This window comes from Sphingomonas mangrovi, from assembly GCF_047975845.1.
Lineage (GTDB): Bacteria > Pseudomonadota > Alphaproteobacteria > Sphingomonadales > Sphingomonadaceae > Sphingomonas.
In genome coordinates this window covers 28,579-47,696 of sequence record NZ_JBIUCZ010000028.1, presented here as the reverse complement: position 1 = coordinate 47,696, position 19,118 = coordinate 28,579, and the positions used below count along the sequence as shown (strand labels likewise).

17 protein-coding genes are annotated in these 19,118 nt (G+C 71.0%); 11 read left to right on the top strand and 6 right to left on the bottom strand.

Annotated elements, in window-relative coordinates:
- Positions 1–260 precede the first annotated feature (260 nt).
- Positions 261–1,010, bottom strand: a complete 750-nt coding sequence (gene tpiA / locus ACBY01_RS13210) for a triose-phosphate isomerase (protein WP_416461357.1) — start codon at positions 1,008–1,010, stop codon at positions 261–263.
- Positions 1,011–1,131: 121 nt separating this feature from the next.
- Here tpiA and ACBY01_RS13205 point away from each other — a divergent pair, with 121 nt between their 5' ends.
- Both ACBY01_RS13205 and trpE read left to right on the top strand, forming a co-directional pair.
- On the top strand, positions 1,132–3,078 hold the full coding sequence (locus ACBY01_RS13205; protein ID WP_416461356.1) for a peptidylprolyl isomerase: 1,947 nt from the start codon (positions 1,132–1,134) through the stop codon (positions 3,076–3,078).
- On the top strand, positions 3,078–4,589 hold the full coding sequence (gene trpE / locus ACBY01_RS13200; RefSeq protein WP_416461355.1) for an anthranilate synthase component I: 1,512 nt from the start codon (positions 3,078–3,080) through the stop codon (positions 4,587–4,589). Before ACBY01_RS13205 ends, trpE begins: the two co-directional genes overlap by 1 nt.
- Positions 4,590–4,784: 195 nt before the next feature.
- Here trpE and ACBY01_RS13195 read toward each other — a convergent pair whose 3' ends face one another.
- Entirely contained in the window at positions 4,785–5,204 is a 420-nt protein-coding gene (locus ACBY01_RS13195) for a hypothetical protein (protein ID WP_416461353.1), read from the bottom strand.
- 89 nt (positions 5,205–5,293) lie between these two features.
- Here ACBY01_RS13195 and ACBY01_RS13190 point away from each other — a divergent pair, with 89 nt between their 5' ends.
- The 6 genes from ACBY01_RS13190 to lexA are packed head-to-tail and all read left to right on the top strand — an operon-like array spanning position 5,294 to position 10,029.
- On the top strand, positions 5,294–5,884 hold the full coding sequence (locus ACBY01_RS13190) for an anthranilate synthase component II (RefSeq protein ID WP_416461351.1): 591 nt from the start codon (positions 5,294–5,296) through the stop codon (positions 5,882–5,884).
- Positions 5,881–6,876 (top strand): anthranilate phosphoribosyltransferase, encoded by a 996-nt coding sequence (gene trpD, locus ACBY01_RS13185; RefSeq protein WP_416461350.1) that lies wholly within the window; start codon positions 5,881–5,883, stop codon positions 6,874–6,876. Before ACBY01_RS13190 ends, trpD begins: the two co-directional genes overlap by 4 nt.
- Positions 6,873–7,652, top strand: a complete 780-nt coding sequence (gene trpC, locus ACBY01_RS13180; RefSeq protein ID WP_416461349.1) for an indole-3-glycerol phosphate synthase TrpC — start codon at positions 6,873–6,875, stop codon at positions 7,650–7,652. Before trpD ends, trpC begins: the two co-directional genes overlap by 4 nt.
- Complete coding sequence (moaC, locus tag ACBY01_RS13175) at positions 7,649–8,128, top strand: cyclic pyranopterin monophosphate synthase MoaC (protein WP_416461348.1); 480 nt, start codon at positions 7,649–7,651, stop codon at positions 8,126–8,128. The genes trpC and moaC overlap by 4 nt, the downstream gene beginning before the upstream one ends.
- The gene (locus ACBY01_RS13170) at positions 8,125–9,303 is read left to right on the top strand and encodes a molybdopterin molybdotransferase MoeA (RefSeq protein WP_416461346.1); all 1,179 of its coding nucleotides are present in this window, start codon (positions 8,125–8,127) and stop codon (positions 9,301–9,303) included. The genes moaC and ACBY01_RS13170 overlap by 4 nt, the downstream gene beginning before the upstream one ends.
- Before the next feature lie 54 nt (positions 9,304–9,357).
- Entirely contained in the window at positions 9,358–10,029 is a 672-nt protein-coding gene (gene lexA / locus ACBY01_RS13165) for a transcriptional repressor LexA (protein WP_416461345.1), read from the top strand.
- A gap of 539 nt (positions 10,030–10,568) precedes the next feature.
- Here the strand turns inward: lexA and ACBY01_RS13160 are convergent.
- Positions 10,569–12,623, bottom strand: coding sequence for a ComEC/Rec2 family competence protein (locus ACBY01_RS13160; protein WP_416461359.1), 2,055 nt, complete (start codon positions 12,621–12,623; stop codon positions 10,569–10,571).
- 166 nt (positions 12,624–12,789) lie between these two features.
- Between ACBY01_RS13160 and gltX the strand changes: the two genes are divergently transcribed.
- Genes gltX through ACBY01_RS13145 form a run of 3 tightly spaced genes read left to right on the top strand, consistent with a single transcriptional unit; the run spans position 12,790 to position 15,739 of the window.
- A complete protein-coding gene (gene gltX, locus ACBY01_RS13155; protein WP_416461358.1) occupies positions 12,790–14,235 on the top strand; it encodes a glutamate--tRNA ligase in 1,446 nt (481 codons plus the stop codon).
- Between the two features lie 17 nt (positions 14,236–14,252).
- Positions 14,253–15,536, top strand: coding sequence for a citrate synthase (locus ACBY01_RS13150; RefSeq protein WP_416461344.1), 1,284 nt, complete (start codon positions 14,253–14,255; stop codon positions 15,534–15,536).
- Complete coding sequence (locus tag ACBY01_RS13145; protein WP_416461343.1) at positions 15,536–15,739, top strand: hypothetical protein; 204 nt, start codon at positions 15,536–15,538, stop codon at positions 15,737–15,739. The genes ACBY01_RS13150 and ACBY01_RS13145 overlap by 1 nt, the downstream gene beginning before the upstream one ends.
- Positions 15,740–16,210: 471 nt before the next feature.
- Here ACBY01_RS13145 and ACBY01_RS13140 read toward each other — a convergent pair whose 3' ends face one another.
- From ACBY01_RS13140 to ACBY01_RS13130, 3 genes are all read right to left on the bottom strand, one after another.
- Positions 16,211–16,519 carry a hypothetical protein gene (locus tag ACBY01_RS13140; protein ID WP_416461342.1) on the bottom strand — a complete coding sequence of 103 codons (309 nt, stop codon included), beginning with the start codon at positions 16,517–16,519 and terminating at the stop codon, positions 16,211–16,213.
- Between the two features lie 181 nt (positions 16,520–16,700).
- Positions 16,701–18,053, bottom strand: coding sequence for a sensor histidine kinase (locus tag ACBY01_RS13135; protein WP_416461340.1), 1,353 nt, complete (start codon positions 18,051–18,053; stop codon positions 16,701–16,703).
- Complete coding sequence (locus ACBY01_RS13130; protein WP_416461339.1) at positions 18,050–19,093, bottom strand: DUF2336 domain-containing protein; 1,044 nt, start codon at positions 19,091–19,093, stop codon at positions 18,050–18,052. The genes ACBY01_RS13135 and ACBY01_RS13130 overlap by 4 nt, the downstream gene beginning before the upstream one ends.
- Positions 19,094–19,118: the final 25 nt, after the last annotated feature.

Below are 19,118 nucleotides of genomic sequence, written 5' to 3'. Positions count from 1 at the left end.
CAACACCCCCAGAAAGTGCCTCGGCTTCCGTACCCCCGCCGAGGCATTCCAACTGTTGCACTTCGAATGTGAATCCACATGCTGACTTCCGTCAGCATGACGAAGGGTGAGATGTGGGTAGCGCCGCTGTCTCCGTTACCCAGCCGCGGCTCGCAATTTCGCTACCCACCTGCGTCATCCTGACGAAAGTCAGGATCCATTGCCGCAACGCTAAAGAGTCTCCGAGCCTATCGCCTCCGGAGCGACGCCGCAGCGCCCCCTCACCCCACCGCGGCGGCGGCCTCGATGATCGGCACGAACTTCTCCGCGGTCAGGCTGGCGCCGCCGACCAGCGCGCCGTCGACGTTCTCCACGCCCAGGATCGCCGACGCGTTGGCGCCGGTCACCGACCCGCCATAGAGGATGCGGATGCGGTCGGCGGCGTCGCCCACCATCATCCGCAGCTTGGCGCGCGCGATCGCGTGGATCGAGGCGATCTCGTCGAGCGTCGGGGTGCGGCCGGTGCCGATCGCCCAGCGTGGCTCATAAGATAGCGTGAACCAGTCGCCGTCGGCGTCCTCGGGCACCGACTTCTCGATCTGCGCCTGGACAACGCGTTCGGCGCGGCCAGCGTTGCGCTCGGCCTCGGTCTCGCCGACGCACAGGATCACGTCCATCGCCTGCTTGCGCGCCGCCGCCGCCTTGGCCCAGGCGTCGTGGCTGGTCTCGTTCTGGTCGGAACGCCGCTCCGAATGGCCGACGATCACCATCTGCGCCCCCACCTCGACCAGCATCGCCGCCGAGACGCAGCCCGTGTGCGGGCCATGTTCGTTCTCGTGGACGTCCTGCGCGCCGATCCGCACCGTGTCGGCATGCTCGACCGCCGCGGCGATCAGCGTCGCGGGGACGCACAGCGCGACGTCGACGTCCGGGTGGGCCGCGGCCGCCGCCTCGATCGCGGCGATCTCCTTCAGCTGGGCGCGTAGCCCGTGCATCTTCCAGTTGCCGGCCACCAGCTTGCGTCGCGTCACGCCCGTCTCCTCATGTCCCTGCCGCAGGCGATACCAACCCTTGCGTCGGGCACAAGCTTGAAGCCGCGCGACGGCCGCCCTAAAGCCACGCATTCTTTCTTCCGGCAGGACCAGCTCTTCGATGCTCGCATTCGTCAGGCGTCTTCTCAATTCGACCATCGGCAAGGTCGTCGCGCTCGCGTTTCTCGTCGTGATCGCGCTCGCCTTCGCGGCCGGCGACATCACCGGGCTGCGGCCGGGCGGCGCCACCAGCGACGTCGTCGCCAAGGTCGGCGGCTCGGCGGTGCGCGACACCGAACTCACGAAGCAGGTCCAGCAGGAGCTGCAGTCTGCCCGCCAGCGCAGCCCGAACGTCGACATGGCGCAGCTGGTCGCCGCCGGCGGCGTGGAGAACATCCTCCAGCGCATGATCACCTCGATCGCGCTCGAACGCTACGCCAACAAGGTCGGCATGGCGGTCAACAACAAGCTGGTCGACGGCCAGATCGCGAGCATCCCGGCGTTCCAGGGCTTCGACGGCAAGTTCGACCAGGCGACCTTCGAGCGCGCGATCGCCCAGCGCGGCATGACCCCGGCGGGTCTGCGCGAGGCGATCGGCCGCGATATGCTTGCCCAGTGGCTGGTCAGCCCGACCGTCGGCGCCAGCCAGCTGCCCGAGCAGCTCGCGCTCCCCTATGCCTCGCTGCTGCTGGAGAAGCGCGCCGGGCAGATCGTGCTGATTCCCGCCGCCGCGGTGCCGCAGGGCACGCCGCCGAGCGATGCGGAGCTTACCGCCTATTACGCCAAGAACCGCGCGCGCTACACCGTGCCGGAGCGCCGCGTGATCCGCTACGCGATCGTCTCGCCGACCGGCCTCGCCGCGCAGTCGACGCCGACCGACGCCGAGATCGCCCAGGCGTACCGCGCCGCGGGCAGCCGCTTCGCCGCCAGCGAGCGCCGCAGCGTTCGCCAGGTGGTGGTCGCCGACCAGAACGCCGCCAACCAGCTCGCCGCGCGCGTGAAGGGCGGCACCGCGATCGATGCCGCCGCGCAGGCCGCCGGCCTCGAAGCGGGCAGCTTCGCTGACCTCGACAAGGCCGGCCTCGCCGCGCAGACGAACCAGGCGATCGCCGACGCGGCGTTCGCCGCGGCCGAAGGCGGCGTCGTCGGCCCGGTTCGCTCGCCGCTCGGCTGGCACGTGCTGCACGTCGACAAGGTGACCAAGGCTCCCGCCAAGTCGCTCGAACAGGCGCGCCCCGAACTGGTCGCCGAGCTCAGCCGCAGCAAGGCGACGAGCGCGATCAACGACGCGCAGGAGCGGATCGACGGCGCGATCAACGACGGCGCGACCTTCGAGGAAGTCGCCAAGGAGGCCAAGCTCGACGCGAAGGCCACCGCCCCCGTCACCGCGGCGGGGATCGATCCCGACCAGCCGGGAAGCCCGGCCGATCCGGCGCTCGCGCGGGTGATCGAGGCGGGCTTCACCGCCGAGCAGGGCGACGCGCCGCAGATCGTCCAGCTGGAGGACGACGGCACCTTCGCCGTGGTCGGCCTCGAGCGGGTCGTGCCGGCCGCGCCGCGTCCGATCGCCCAGATCCGCGAGCAGGTGCAGAAGGCGTTCGTCGCCGAGCGCGCGCAGCAGGCCGCCCGCAAGGCGGCGGCGGCGATCCTCGCCAAGGTCAACGGCGGCACCCCGCTGGCGCAGGCGGTTTCCGCCTCCGGCCTGAAGGTGCCGGCGCCGACGCCGCTCACGGCGACGCGTGCGCAGCTCGCCGCGCAACAGGGCAACGTGCCGCCGCCGGTCGAGCTGATGTTCGCGATGGCGGCCAAGAAGGCGCGGCTGATCGCGGCGCCGAACAACGGCGGCTGGTTCGTGGTCTATCTCGACAGCATCACGCCGGGCGATGCGAGTGGCGACAAGCGGGCGATCTCGTCCGCGCGCGCCGGGCTCGCCCAGGGCGTCGGTGCCGAATATGCCGAGCAGTTCGCGGAGGCCGTCCGTCGCAACGTCGGCGTGAGCAAGAACGACGCCGCCGTCGCCCGCGTCCGCAGCACGCTGGCGGGCCAGGGCGGCGCCGCAGCCAACTGATGATCGAGGGACGCGACGCGGCGCGGGCGGCGCTGGCCGGAGGCAAGCCTGCGCTGCTGTGGCAGCGGCTGGTCGCCGATACCGAAACGCCGGTCGCCGCTGCGCTCAAGCTGATCGAGCCCGGTCGCGGCGACTTCCTGCTCGAATCGGTCGAGGGCGGATCGGTGCGCGGGCGTCACAGCCTGATCGGGCTGGCTCCCGACCTGGTGTTCCGTGCCCGCGGCAACGACGCCGCGCTCAACCGGGAGTGGCTCACCGACCGCGAGGCGTTCGCGTCCTGCGCCGAGCCGGCGCTCGACGCGCTGCGATCGCTGGTCGCGTCGTGCCGGATGGACGTGCCGGAGGCGCTGCCGCGCGCGCTCGCCTGCCTGGTCGGCTATTTCGGCTACGAGACCATCGGCCTGGTCGAGAAGCTCGACCGACCGGCGGCCAACCCGCTCGACCTGCCCGACATGATGTTCGTGCGGCCGACGCTGCTGATGGTGTTCGACCGCCTGTCCGACGCGCTGTTCCTGGTCGCGCCGGTCTGGCCCGACGCGGCCGATGCGGCCGATGCGGACGGCGCGATCGCGGCGGCGATGGGCCGGATCGAGGACGTCGCCGCGCGGCTCGCGCGCACGCCGCTGCCGGAGCCGGTGCGCGCAGTGCCGCAGGAGATCGCGCTCACTCCGACCCTCGCCCCCGGCCGCTATGCCGAGATGGTGGCGAGCGCCAAGGAGTACATCGGCGCCGGCGACATCTTCCAGGTGGTGCTGGCGCAACGTTTCACCGCGCCGTTCGCGCTGCCGCCGTTCGAGCTCTATCGCGCGCTGCGGCGCGTCAATCCCTCGCCGTTCCTGTACCATCTCGACCTTCCGGGCTTCGCGCTGATCGGGTCGAGCCCCGAGATCCTGGTGCGCGTGCGTGACGGCGAGGTGACGATCCGGCCGATCGCCGGCACCCGGCCGCGCGGTGCCACGGCCGTCCAGGATGCCGAGAATCGCGAGAGCCTGCTCGCCGACCCCAAGGAGCGCGCCGAGCATCTGATGCTGCTCGACCTCGGCCGCAACGATGTGGGCCGGGTCGCCGAGGCCGGCAGCGTGCGGGTGACCGACAGCTACGGCATCGAGTTCTACAGCCACGTGATGCACATCGTGTCGAACGTCGTCGGCCGGCTCGCGCCCGATCGCGACGCGCTCGACGCGCTGTTCGCGGGCTTCCCTGCCGGCACCGTCAGCGGCGCGCCCAAGGTGCGCGCGTGCCAGGTGATCGCCGAACTGGAGGAGGAAACCCGCGGCGCCTATGCCGGAGGCGTCGGCTATTTCTCGCCGGACGGATCGATGGATTCGTGCATCGTGTTGCGCACCGCGGTGGTGAAGGACGGCACCATGCACGTCCAGGCCGGTGCCGGCATCGTCGCCGACAGCGACGCCGCCTACGAACAGCGCGAATGCGAGGCCAAGGCCGGCGCGCTGTTGGCAGCGGCCCGCGAAGCGATCGCGCGGGCGGGCGAGGCAGGGTTCGGCCAGTAGCAGCCGTCCCTGTCCAGGCTCCTGCGCAGCCGGGCGCCCGCTCTTACCGAAGCCACCAACTCGTCGTCATCCTGACGAAAGTCAGGATCCATTGCCGCTCCGTCTGGGATCGCACGCGTAGCGCGAATGGATGCGGACCTCCGTCAGCATGACGAAGAAGGGGGGCGAGCGCCGCCGCCCCCCGCTACCCCAGCCTCAGTCCCCCTGGCCGGGATACTGTTCCGCTTCCTTCTGCGCCTTGCGCTCCAGATACCATTGGCGGAGCATCTGCTGGGTGCAGCCGGTCTGGCCGCCGCTGCCGACCGGCGAGCAGCTGTTGGGCAGTCCGACCTTGTTGACCTCCATCATCGTCTCGGCGCGGTTGGCCCAGCTCTGCGCCGCGGCTTCCTGCGACGGGGGATCCCGCAGTTCCTTGGGGATGCGGAAGCGCTCGCTCTCGTCCTTGCGCGCGCAGACCACGACCTCGTTCTCGGACTCCGCCTTGGGGCAGGCCTCGTCGCCATAGACGGTGACGCTGCGGGTGCGCTGGGGTGGCGCGTTGCTCGCCTGCTCGGCCTGCGGCTGTGCCACGGCCGGCGATGCGGCGAGCGCCGCGACGAGAAACCAACGAACCATACCAACCTCCTGAACGCAAAACACGGTGCCACCAACGATCGGGCGCGGGACAGCGTTGCGCCAGACTGCGGCGGCGCTATGGCAAAGCCATGATCCTCGTCATCGACAATTACGACAGCTTCACCTGGAACCTCGTCCATTATCTGATGGAGTTGGGCGCGCCGGTGAAGGTCGTGCGCAACGACGCGCTGACCGCAGCCGAGGCGCTGGCCAGCAATGCGGCGGGCTTCCTGATCTCGCCCGGCCCCTGCACCCCCAACGAAGCGGGGATCTCGCTCGATCTGGTCGCCGCCTGTGCGGAAGCCGGACGCCCGCTGCTCGGCGTGTGCCTGGGCCATCAGGCGATCGGCCAGCATTTCGGCGGCAAGGTGGTGCGCGGCGGACTGATGCATGGCAAGACCTGCCCGGTCGAGCACGACGGCACCGGGCTGTTCAAGGGGCTTCCCTCCCCGTTCACCGCCACCCGCTACCATTCGCTGATCGTCACCGACGCGCCCGACGCGCTGGTGGTCAACTGCACCGCCGGTGACGCGAGCGTCATGGGCTTCCGCCACGCGACGCTGCCGATCCACGGGGTGCAGTTCCATCCCGAAAGCATCGCCACCGAGCACGGCCATGCCATGCTCGCGAACTTCCTGACGATCGCGGGCCTGACCCCGCAGGCACGGGCGGCGGCATGACCACCACCGTATTGCTGCCCTCCACCGAATCGCCGCTGTCGCGTGAAAGCGCGGCCGAGGCGTTCGCGGCGATCCTGGACGGCAAAGCCTCGGAAGAGGCGATCATCGCCTTCCTCGTCGGCCTCACCGAACGCGGCGAGACCAGCATCGAGATCGCCGAGGCCGCGCGCGCGCTGCGCCATCGGATGCTGCCGATCGACGCCCCTGCTGGCGCGATCGACGTCTGCGGCACGGGGGGCGACGGCCATCACACGCTCAACGTCTCGACCGCGGTCAGCCTGGTGGTCGCCGCCGCCGGCGTGCCAGTCGCCAAGCACGGCAACCGCGCCGCCTCCAGCAAGGCGGGCGCCGCCGACACGCTGGAGGCGCTCGGCCTCGACATGGCCCGCGCCGGGGCGCTCGCCGAACAGACGCTCGCGGACATCGGTATCGCCTTTCTGTTCGCGGGCAACCACCATCCGGCGATGCGGCGCATCCAGCCGATCCGCCAGAAGATCGGCCGCCGCACGGTGTTCAACCTGATGGGTCCGCTCGCCAACCCCGCACATGTCGAGCGCCAGCTGATCGGCATCGCCCGCCCCGACTATGCGCCGATCTATGCCGAGGCGCTGGAAAGCCTGGGCGCGACCGCCGCGGCCGTCATCTCGGGCGAGGAGGATCTCGACGAGATCTCGATCGCAGGCCCGACCCGCGTCGTGCGCATCGGCTCGGTCGCGCTGCCCGATCGCATCACGCCGGCCGACGCCGGCCTGCCGGCCAGCCCACTCGACTCGCTGCGCGGTGGCGACCCGGCGTACAACGCGCTGGCGTTGCGCCGGCTGCTGGCGGGCGAAGAAGGCGCGTACCGCGACGCGGTGCTGCTCAACGCCGCCGCCGCGCTGGTGATCGCCGACAAGGTGCCCGACCTAGCCGAGGGCGCCACGCTCGCCGCCAACACCATCGATTCCGGTGCCGCCCGGCGCCTCCTCGACGCATGGATTGCCTACGCATGAGCACGATGCTTTCGAAGATCCTCGACACAAAGCGGGTCGAGGTCGCCGCGCGCAAGAGCCTGGCGGGCGTGCAGGAACTCGACCGCCGCGCCACCCAGCAGACGCCGCCCCGTGGGTTCCGCGCGGCACTGGACGCGCGTCCGGGTCCGGCGCTGATCGCCGAGATCAAGAAGGCGAGTCCGTCGAAGGGGCTGATCCGCCCCGACTTCGATCCGCCCGCCCACGCCCGCGCCTATCAGGCGGGCGGCGCCGCCTGCCTGTCGGTGCTGACCGACGAGGAATATTTCCAGGGCTCCGACGCCTATCTGGTCGCGGCGCGTGCCGCCTGCGAGCTGCCGGTGCTGCGCAAGGACTTCACCATCGATCCGTGGCAGGCGGCCGAGGCGCGCGCGCTGGGTGCCGACGCGATCCTGCTGATCGTCGCGGCGCTGGAGGATCGGCAGATGGCCGAGATCGAGGCGGCGGCGCTGGAGCGCGGGCTGGACGTGCTGGTCGAGGTTCACGACTTCCCCGAGCTGGAACGCGCGCTCAAGCTCAAGACGCGGCTGGTCGGCGTCAACAACCGCGACCTGCGCGACTTCTCGGTCAGCTTCGAGCGGACCTACGAACTGGTGTCGCACGCCCCGGCGGACTGCACCTTCGTCGCCGAAAGCGGCATCACCGGCCGTGCCGATCTCGACGCGATGGCCGAGCACGGCATCCACTGCTTCCTGGTGGGCGAGGCGCTGATGCGGCAGGACGATGTCGAGGCGGCGACCCGCGCGCTGATCGGATGAGCGGCCTCACCCACCTCGATGCCGGGGGGCATGCCCGCATGGTGGACGTGGGCGCCAAGGCGGTGACCGCGCGCCAGGCGACCGCGACTGGTCGCATCGCCATGTCGGCCGAGGCGTTGGCGGCAATCCGCGACGGGCTGGTGAAAAAGGGCGATGTGCTCGCCGTCGCGCGCGTCGCCGGGATCATGGCGGCCAAGCGCACCAGCGATCTCATCCCGCTGTGCCACCCGCTTCCCCTCACCCGCGTGGCGCTCGACCTCGCGATCGAGGGCGACGGCATCGCCGCCACCGCGACCTGCGCCACCGAAGGCAAGACCGGCGTGGAGATGGAGGCGCTGACCGCCGTCTCGGTCGCGCTGCTCACCGTCTACGATATGGCCAAGGCGCTCGACCGCGGCATGGCGGTCGAGGGCGTGCGGCTGCTCGCCAAGTCGGGCGGCAAGTCCGGCACCTGGCGCGCCGAAGACCCCGCGTGAGCCTGCTGCCGCTCGAAGAGGCCCAGGCGCGGGTGCTGGGGCTCGCCGGCCCGGTTGCGGGCGAGACGGTGCCGGTGCACGACGCGATCGGCCGCTGGGCGGCGCGCGACATCGTGGCGCTGCGCACCCAGCCCGATCGCGCGCTGTCGTCGATGGACGGCTATGCGATCCGCTTCGCCGACCTGCCCGGCCCGTGGGAGGTGATCGGCGAGTCCGCCGCCGGCCGGCCGTTCGCCGGCCAGGTCGGCGCGGGCCAGACGACCCGCATCTTCACCGGCGCGGCGCTGCCCTCCTGCACCGACACCGTGCTGGTGCAGGAGGAAGCCGCGCGCGACGGCCTGCGGCTGACGCTCGCCGGCGAAGGCCCATCGGGTGTCGGCAGCAGCGTACGCGCCGCCGGGCTGGACTTCTCGGCGGGCGACCGGCTGGTGGCCGCCGGGGCGCCCATCACGGCTGCGGCCGCCGCGCTGCTGGCAGTGGGCGGGCACGGCGCGGTGCCAGTACGACGCCGGGTCCGCGTCGCGGTCGCCGCGACCGGGGACGAGCTCGTGCCCCCCGGCTCTCCGCCCGACGCGGGTCTTCCCGAATCCAACGGCGTGCTGCTCGCCGGGCTGCTGGCGCGGCTCCCGGTCGAGCGCATCGACCTCGGCATTCTTCCCGACGACCGCGCGGCGCTCGCCGCCGCCTTCGCCGCCGTTCGTGCCGACGTGCTGGTCACCACCGGCGGCGCTTCGGTGGGCGACCACGACCTCGTCCGCCCGGCGCTCGAAGACGCCGGTGCTCGCATCGATTTCTGGCGCATCGCGATGCGGCCGGGCAAGCCGATGATGGCGGGGCGGCTCGGCGATGCGGTGGTGCTGGGACTTCCCGGTAACCCGGTCTCCGCCTTCGTCACCGCCACGCTGTTCCTGCTGCCGCTGGTGCGCTTCCTTGCCGGTGCCGCCGATCCACTGGCGCGCCGGAGGCGGGTACCGCTCGGCGCCGCGCTCCCCGCCAACGATCGCCGCGCCGATCACCTGCGTGCCGAACTGCGCGACGGGCGCGCCTGGCCCGCGCCCCGGCAGGACAGTTCGATGCTGCGCACGCTGGCGCACGCGGAGTGCCTGATCGTGCGTCCGCCGCACGCCCCTGCCGCCGCCGCGGGCGACTCGGTGGAAATCCTCGATATCGGTTGACAAGGCCCGTCAGCGTTTCCTAAAGGTTCCACGTCTGTTCCGACGGAGGACCGCATGCTCACGCGCAAGCAGCACGAGCTGATCTGCTTCATCGACGATCGGTTGAAGGAAACCGGCGTATCCCCCTCGTTCGAGGAGATGAAGGAGGCGCTCGACCTCAAGTCCAAGTCGGGCGTCCACCGGCTCATCAGCGCGCTGGAGGAACGCCAGTTCATCCGCCGCCTCCCCAACCGCGCGCGCGCGCTCGAAGTGCTGCGCATGCCCGAGCGGGGCGAGACGACCAAGAAGCCCGCCCGCGCCACCGCGCCGCGTCCGGCCCCGACGCCGCCGCCCGCCCCGGCCAACGACGTCCTCGAAATCCCGCTGCACGGCCGCATCGCCGCCGGCGTGCCGATCGAGGCGCTGGAGGGGCAGCAGATGCTGTCGGTGCCTGCCGCGCTGCTCGGCTCGGGCGAGCATTACGCGCTCGAGGTCGCCGGAGATTCGATGGTCGAAGCCGGCATCCTCGACGGCGACTATGCGCTGGTCCGCCGCACCGACGCCGCCCGCGACGGTGAGATCGTCGTCGCGCTGATCGAAGAGAATGAGGCGACGCTCAAATATTTCCGCCGCGAGGGCGCGATGATCCGGCTCGACCCCGCCAACCGCAGCTACGACCCGCAACGCTATCGCCCGGATCAGGTGCGGGTACAGGGCAAGCTGGCCGGGCTGCTGCGGCGCTACTGAAGTCGGCGGCGGGTTTCGGAGGCGGTCGGCAGGGTTTCGCAATCCTGCCGGAAGGTTCGACCGGCAGGCGGGCGCATCCCCCTACCTCGTCATGCTGACGGAAGTCAGCATCCAGATGCGCTACGCCGGCGGGGCGCGGCACATCGGGGTTGGATGAAGCCGTCCCACGGTGTGAGTACGGCGTTCCTCGCTGTGCAACAGGGGCGGATGTTCAGACACACCACAGCCGCGATTACCCGCAAAACAATGTTCGGCGGAGAACTCCAGCAGGACTGCCCCACCTTCTTCGTCATGCTGACGAAGGTCAGCATCCATACACGCCACCTTCGAGGCTTTGAGCGAGACGATGGCGGATACTACTTTTTTGGCATGACGCCGCCGCACCAGTTCGCCGAGCGGAGCGGAACCGCGCCCCGAGTTCCTCGTGGCTCAGAGGCGTAGCGGCAATGGATCCTGACTTCCGTCGGGATGACGAGTGTACCGGCGAGTGTGCGGCTTCCCCGCAGACGAAAAGCGTTCGCCCGACCGCGACGCGAGAATTACCGGCGACGATAATTGCCTTCTTTACGCGCCCGCTGCTGCCACCGCACGTTCGGCGTCGTCGTCGGCATCATCCACGGGTGCCGGTCGCCCGCCGGGCGGACGCGGCGGACTTCGGGCGGATCGAAGCGGATCGCGAGGCCGCCCGTCTTCTCCAGCGCCGGCCGGTCGAGCCGCAGCCAGCGCGGGGTGCAGCCGCGCGGCAGGCGGCGGTCGCTCACCACGATGTCGGCGCTGCGGCACGCCGCGATCAACTCGGCGGCGGGAAGGAGATAGCCGCTGCGCGTCGCGAGGATGCGCCAGCTGCGCCCTCCCCCGGCGACGTCGGCCAGGCAGACGTCGGCGGTACAGCGCGCATGGCGCTGTTCGGCCAGCGGCGGCAGTTCGCCGGCGACGCCGCCGCCCTCCCCCAGCGTGTCGCGCACATAGTCGCCGGCCCGGTCGCGCAGGATCGCCATGCCGCCGTCCGGCGTCCGCACCGCGAGATGCCGCCCGTCCCCGGTAACGAGCAGGTCGGGCGCTGGCGTCACCACCGCCCAGCCGGCGCCGACGAGGAACGGCGCCAGCCCCAGCAGCCGCAGCCGTGTTCGCCACAATGCCAGCCACAGCCCGCCCACGACCATCAGCGCGAATGCGCCCGTCGGCATCGACGGCAGCGCCGCGACCGACCCGGGTGCCGCGGCGGCGATCTCCGCGATCCACAGCAGCAGCGCCAGCGACCGCTCGACGATCCACCACAGCGGCGCACCGAGCCCCGCCACGTCGAGCAGCAGCGCCAGCGCCTCGGCCGGCATGACGACGAAGGTGGTGAGCGGGATCGCGACGAGGTTGGCGAGCGCGCCGTACAACCCCGCCTTGTGGAAGTGGAACAGGCCGATCGGCATCAGCACCGCTTCCACCGCGACCCCCGTCAGCAGCAGCGACCCGAGCCCGCGCAGCAGCCGCAGCCCCCAACTCTCGTCGCGCGCCTGGAACCAGCGGCGCACCGCCGGCTGCTCGTGCAGCGCGACGATTGCGGTCACCGCGGCGAAGCTCAGCTGGAAGCTCGGTCCGCTCAGCGCCTCGGGCAGCACCAGCAGCACCAGAAAGGCACCGGTCGCGACCAGCCGCAGCGTGATCGCCTCCCGCCCCATGGCCAGCGCGGCCAGCACCAGCAGCGCCGCGACACACGAGCGGACCGTCGGCACCTCGGCGCCGGACAACCAAGTATAGCCGATCGCCGCCAGCGCCGCGCCGCCCGCCGCCACCAGCGGCAGCCGCACCCGCAACGCCAGCGCCGGCACCAGCGCGAGCAGCCGGAGGAGGAGCAGCATCGTCGCGCCGACCACCGCAGTAACGTGCAGCCCGCTGATCGACAGCAGGTGGGCGAGGCCGGCGCGGCGCATCGACTCGTCCGCCGCCTCGCCGATCGCGCCACGGTCGCCGGTCACCAGCGCGGCGGCGACCCCGCCGGCGCTGCCCGCGACCCGCGCCTGGATGTGCGCGGTCAGCCGGTTGCGCAGGTCGGCCTCGGGTGCCGCCGCCGGACGGACCAGCGTCACCGGCGCGAACCCGCGCCCGGTCGCGCCGATCCCGGCGAACCAGGCGGTGCGGGTGAAGTCGTAGGCGCCGGGCACCGCGGGCGGGGGCGGCGGCACCAGCCGCGCGCGCAGCCGCAGCACCGCGCCGGGCGCGACGCCCGCGGGCACGACCGCTTCGGCCAGATTGACCCGCACCATCGGCGGCAGCGCCGGTGCCGCGATCGGCGCCAGCCGCAGCCGGACGAGGCCGCGTGCGGGCAGCGGCTCGACCCGCACGACTCGCGCGGTGAAGGCGAACACGCCCGGCCGGGCCAGTACCGGTGCCGCCACCCGCTCCGCCCGCCACCACACCAGCGCGCAGCCGAGCGCGGCGAGCAGCCCCGCCGCCATTATCACGCGTCCCAACCGGCCGGCCGCCGGCAGCGCCGCCCCCGCGAACGCCGTCCCCAGCGCCGCGAACAAAAAGGCGATCCACTGCGTCGGGTTCGGCAGCACGAACCAGGCGGCGATGCCCGTCCCCAGCGCCACCGGCATCCACAGCACCAACTGGTCGCGCTCCGCCTCCAGCCAGCGCTCCACCGCCGGCAGTAATTGCACCCGCCAGTGGATTTGAAGCCCCGGGAGGGGCGTGCTAGGGGCGGGCGCGGCTGACGTGGCCATGATCGATCGAGCTTGGGAGCAGGCGCTGTTGCGCGCAACTATGGATACCGGAACCTCGCCTGAAGGCGCTGTCGTCACGCGCTTCGCCCCCTCCCCGACGGGGTTCCTGCACATCGGCGGCGCGCGCACCGCGCTGTTCAACTGGCTCTATGCGCGCCATCACGGCGGCAAGTTCCTGCTGCGCATCGAGGACACCGACCGTGTGCGCTCGACCCAGCCCGCGATCGAGGCGATTCTCGACGGCATGCGCTGGCTCGGGCTCGACTGGGACGGCGACGCCGTGTTCCAGTTCGCGCGCGCCGACCGCCATGCCGAGGTGGCCCACCAACTGCTCGCCGCCGGCCATGCCTACAAATGCTTCGCCACGGCCGAGGAACTGGCCGAACTGCGCGAGCGGCAGCGCGCCGAGAGCAAGCCGATCCGCTACGACGGCCGCTGGCGCGACCGCGATCCCGGCGAAGCGCCCGCCGGCGCGCCTTACGTCGTCCGGCTGAAGGCGCCGAAGGACGGGGCCGTGACGATCGAGGATCGCGTGCAGGGTGCGGTCACCGTCGCCAACGCCGAGCTCGACGATTTCGTGCTGCTGCGCTCCGACGGCACGCCGACCTACATGCTCGCGGTCGTGGTCGACGATCACGACATGGGCGTCACCCACGTCGTCCGCGGCGACGACCACCTCAACAACGCCTTCCGCCAGCTCGCGCTGATCCGCGCGATGGATGCGGTCGAAGGCGGCTGGCCGGATCCGGTCTACGCCCACGTCCCGCTGATCCACGGCGCCGACGGCGCGAAGCTGTCGAAGCGCCACGGCGCGCTGGGCGTCGACGCCTATCGCGACGAACTCGGCATCCTGCCCGAAGCGCTCAACAACTATCTGCTGCGTCTCGGCTGGGGGCATGGCGACGAGGAGATCATCGCGCGCGACCGCGCGGTCGAGCTGTTCGACCTGTCGGGCGTCGGCCGCTCGCCGGCCCGCTTCGATCTCAAGAAGCTGGCGCACGTCAACGGCCACTATATCCGCGAGGCGGACGATGCGCGAATCGCCGATCTGGTCGCGGCGCGCCTGTCGCCTGCGCCCGACGCTGCGGGCGTCGATCTGCTGCGCCGCGCCATGCCGGCGCTGAAGCCGCGTGCGGCCGATCTCAACGAGCTTGCCGACAACACCGCCTTCCTCTTCGTCGCCCGGCCCCTGCCCGTCGAGGAGTCGGCGCAGCCGCTGCTCGCCGGCGAGGTGTCCGCGCTGCTTTCGCAGCTGCACACGGCGCTTGACGCGGTCGAGCGGTGGGATACGGAGACACTAGAACATGCGGTACGCAGCGTGGCGGACGCAGCCGGGGTGAAGCTGGGCGCAGTCGCGCAGCCGCTTCGCGCCGCTCTGACGGGTCGCCGCACCTCCCCCGGCATCTTCGACGTGCTCGAGCTGCTCGGCCGCGAGGAAAGCCTGGGCCGCATCGCCGACCAGATGGCCGTTCCGGCCAACCACTGAACGAAAGGACGACACCGATGAGCGATACTGCCAAGCTGCAGCTAGCGGGCAAGGACGGTGATTATCCGGTGCTCTCGGGCACGGTCGGGCCGGACGTCATCGACATCCGCAAGCTCTATGCGCAGACCGGCGCCTTCACCTACGATCCGGGCTTCACCTCGACCGCGAGCTGCGAGTCGGGCCTGACCTACATCGACGGCGACCAGGGCATCCTGCTCCACCGCGGCTACCCGATCGACCAGCTCGCCGAGCAGTCGAGCTTCATGGAAGTCAGCTATCTGATGCTGAACGGCGAGCTGCCGAACCAGGACGAGCTCGACCAGTTCACCCGCACCATCACGCGCCACACGATGGTGCACGAGCAGCTGGCGACCTTCTACCGCGGCTTCCGTCGCGATGCGCACCCGATGGCGATCTTGTGCGGCGTCGTCGGCGCGCTGTCCGCCTTCTACCACGATTCCACCGACATCACCGATCCGGTGCAGCGCAAGATCGCCAGCCACCGCCTGATCGCCAAGATGCCGACGATCGCGGCGATGGCGTACAAATATTCGGTGGGTCAGCCGTTCCTCTATCCGGACAACAAGCTGTCCTACACCGGCAACTTCCTGCGCATGACGTTCGGCGTGCCGGCCGAGGAATATGAGGTCGATCCGGTCATCGAATCGGCGATGGACAAGATCTTCATCCTCCACGCCGACCACGAGCAGAACGCCTCGACCTCGACCGTGCGTCTCGCCGGTTCGTCGGGCGCCAACCCGTTCGCGTGCATCGCGGCCGGCATCGCCTGCCTGTGGGGCCCCGCGCACGGCGGCGCCAACGAGGCGGCGCTCAACATGCTGCGCGAGATCGGCACCCCGGACCGCATCCCCGAGTACATCGCGCGGGCGAAGAACAAGGACGATCCGTTCCGCCTGATGGGCTTCGGCCACCGCGTCTACAAGAACTTCGATCCGCGCGCGAAGGTGCTGTCGCAGGCGGCGGCGGACGTGCTCGACAAGCTGGGCATCAGCGATCCGGTGCTCGACACCGCGCGCGAGCTCGAGCAGATCGCGCTGAAGGACGACTATTTCATCGAGAAGAAGCTCTACCCGAACGTCGACTTCTACTCGGGCGTCATCCTGTCGGCGATCGGCTTCCCGACCGAGATGTTCACCGTGCTGTTCGCGCTCGCCCGCACCGTCGGCTGGGTCGCGCAGTGGAACGAGATGATCTCGGACCCCGCGCAGAAGATCGGCCGTCCGCGTCAGCTCTACACCGGTCCGACGCAGCGCGACTATGTCGCGATTGGCCAGCGCTGATGCGCCCCGCCCGACGTGCGCTCCTGATCGCCGGCGCGGTCGCGGCGTTCGTCGGGCTGTTCTGGATCGGCCAGGGGACGGGAATCGTCCGCTGGCCGACCTCCAGCTTCATGATCGACCAGTATCGCTGGACCGTCACCGGCTCCGTCGTCGCGGTCGCCGGCTTGGTCGCGATCCTCATCGCCCGTCGGATGCGCGGCTGAAAGGTCTGACGGCGGAACCGCCCTGCACCTTCTCTCTGCGCTGCCGCGCTCATACGCCGCCGGTTGAAGCCGGGTGCGATGTCTGGAACTAATGGGAAGCGGGCTGGCGCCTTCTGCCGGACAGAGCTGGAGCGGCAGTCACTTACAGCGCCAGCGCTTACGTCGTTTGATGATGTACCTCACAGTCACCACCGTGCCAGCTAACCATGTTGCCAACATCCCAGCGACGAACGCTGCTGCCGATACAACTTCTAGCCCGAGATAAGTCGTTACGGTCAGCGACATCAGGGCTGCGGCCATTGTGAGGATGCCAGCCTTCAAAAGTCGCATCGAAGGCCCTTCCGTTGGTCACACGCCACTTGGATGTAGTTCATCGAACAGCATCAGCAGATCGGCGTATACGGCCACAAGCCCGGAGTCCTTCCGGAACGTACGGAGGGCGGCAGGCGTGGCGCCGTACACGCCGCGCGGCTAGTCGAGAAAGAAAAACAGCACCGTAAGCGCCAGAGCAAGGGCGCATAGTGCACGCTCGAAGGGCAGCGACACACCCGATCGTCTCCCGGAAGACGGAGGTACGCCCCCGCCGTTGCGTCGCTGCATGTCTTCCCGATGCATCTGCGCGATGAGGATCCCGGGATCCCCCTGCGGCTCCATCCGCCCCGGCGATCCGTAGAGCAGAGGCACCTCCGTCAAGAGGTCTTTTTCCAGACCCTTCGCTGCTTCGGCCCGCCTTCTCAGATCAGCAGCGAATTCGTCCGAGTTTTCGAACGATTGCGTCAAGAGGTACTCCCGGGTTGTTTCCTGCCAAGCGGCTGATCCTGATCGGAGGCGAACAGAAATCGCAGGATGCCGCCATTATGCCGCCTGCCTTGTACATTCGCGCATGCCACAGCGGCAAACATCCAAGGGGACTTCCGACTCTGGACACCCGCGATCCCCCGCCGCCTGCTCCGACAGCCGTTCACCCATCCACCGGCAGCGTCAGCACGAACCGAGCGCCTTCGCCGACGGCACTCTCGACGGCGATGTCGCCGCCCATCGCGCGGGCGAGGCGGCGGGCGATGAACAGGCCCAGGCCGCTGCCGCCCTGCTCGGTGGGATCGACGCGCTCGAACTTCTCGAAGATGCGCGCCTGATCCTCGGGGGCGATGCCCTTGCCGTGGTCCTGGACGATCGCGCAGGCCAGCGCCCCCTGCCGCTCCAGCCGGACGCCGACGCTGCTGCCGGGCGGCGAGTAGCGCACCGCGTTGCCGATCAGGTTGACCAGGATCTGAAGCGCGCGCCGGAACTCGCCGCGCGCGGGAAGCGTCGCCTCGGGCTCGAGGCGCTCGATCGTCACGTCGGCACGTTCCGCGCGCACGGCGAGCAGCCCGGCGGCGCGGCGCGCGACGTCGGCGAGGTCGAGCGGCTCGATCGCGACCGCGAAGTCGGGATCCTCGACCGCCTGCGCGTCCTCCAGGTCGTTGACGAGCCCGGCGAGATGGCGGCCGGCGCTGGCGATATCGCCCGCGTACCCCGCATAATCCTCCAGCAGCGGCCCGTCGGCGCGTGCGCTGATGCTGTCGGCATAGGCGACGATCCGATCGAGCGGATCGCGCAAGGCCTGCCGGAGCCGCCGGCCGAATGCCGGAGGCAGTCCCGCCTCGGCCTTCGCGTCCGGCTCCGGCTCGGTGGCGTGCGCCGCGCCGCTGAAGCCCGCGAAACGCCCCCCGGCATCGGTCCGTGGCATGCCCGACAGCAGCACCATGCGATCGGTGCCGCGCAGCGTGGCGTGCTGACCCTCGAACCGCTGGTGCGACGCCATCGCCGCGAGCATCGGGAACCCGCCTTCGCCGTCGTCCGACAACTGGAAGAGCCAGGTCAGCGGCCGCCCGAGGACATCGGCGGCGTCGAAGCCGAAGCGCGCCCCAGCGCCCGGCGAGACATAGGTGAGGTGCAGCCCGCTGTCGGCATCCCAGCGCCAGTCGGCAGCGAGTGCGTCCGCCGCGTCGTCCTGCTCATCGAGCACACCGTGCTCGTCCGGCAGCCGCCACGCACCCACCGTCAGCCGCAGCCCGTCCGCCTCCGGCTCGACCTGCACCCACAGCGTGAGATCGTCCTCGCCATCGGCGACAACGATGCGGCGCGCGACCTCGATTTCCAGTCGGCGGCTGATGCGGACCAGTTCGGCCATCGCGGGGACGGCGAGCGGCTGGCCGATCTCTCCGCCGGCACGTGCATTCAACCCAGCCAGCCGTGGCTCGGCGTGGCGCAGCCGCCCGTCGCCGTCGAGCATCGCCGAGGCCGGCGGATGGTTGCGATCGAAGGCCGTCATGCCGGGCGCGCCTCGGCGAGCGCCAAGAGCGCGGCGCGATAGCCCGACGGCAGCGCCATCGCCGCGACCGTCTGCCACGCCTGCTGCAACGGCACGGCGTCGACCTCGTCGAGCAACGCCGCAAAGCGATCCAGGTCGCGCAGCGGATCGGCCTCGCACAGCGCGAAGGCGATGCGGGCGCCGGTGCCGCGCGGCAGGTCGAGCGCACGCAACAGGATGCACAAGGGCGCCGGATCGCGCTCCAGCACCAGGTCGCGGACCGCGCGCGCGCCCAGCCCGCCGGCATCGGCGAGGAGCGCGACCGCCAGCTCGATCTTGCGGTCGGCGAGCGCCTGTTCGATCAGTTCGGGGACGGTCGCCTCGTCGCGGCGCAGCGCCCGCGCGAGCCGTACGGCCGGCGGTGCATCGGCATCGCGCCCGCGCAGCTCCTCGACGGCGGACGTCAGCGCACGATCGAGCAGCGCGCCTTCCTCCACATCCTCGACCCCCTCCCGCAACGCCGCGGCGATCGGCCACCACAGCCGGTCGGCGAGCGCGGCGGTGCCGGTACCGGCATCGAGCAGCAGCCGCTTGGCCGCGTCGGCGGTCGCGGCATCGTCCGACCGGGCGAGGCGCGCGAGCAGGCTCGGCTGGTCGGGCAGGAACGGCGCGCGCACCGGAAGCCCGGTGGCGAGCAGCGCCAGTCGAGTCTCCGCGAGCAGCTCGGCAAGCAGCGTCTCGTCCCACAGCGCCGGCACGGCGACCAGCCGCTCCCACACGCCGTCCGCGTCCACCCGCATGCGCGCGGCCAGTGCCGGTGCGGCATCCGCCTCCAGCCGCGCCGCGGCGCCCTGGGCGAGCTCGTCGGCAGAGGTGCGGACCAGCCGCTCGAGTCGCTCGGTCAGCGCCGCGCGCGTGCGGTCGTCGAGCTGGTCCTGCGCCGGCACGACCAGCGCGCTCGTCGGCGGAACCGCCCGCGCCTGCGCGCGCATGCCGCGCGCCGCCGCATGGGCGCGCAGCGCTGCGGGATCGCTATCCTGTTGGGTCGAACCGGCGGCCATGCGTCCTCGCTAGCGGCGGGTGGTT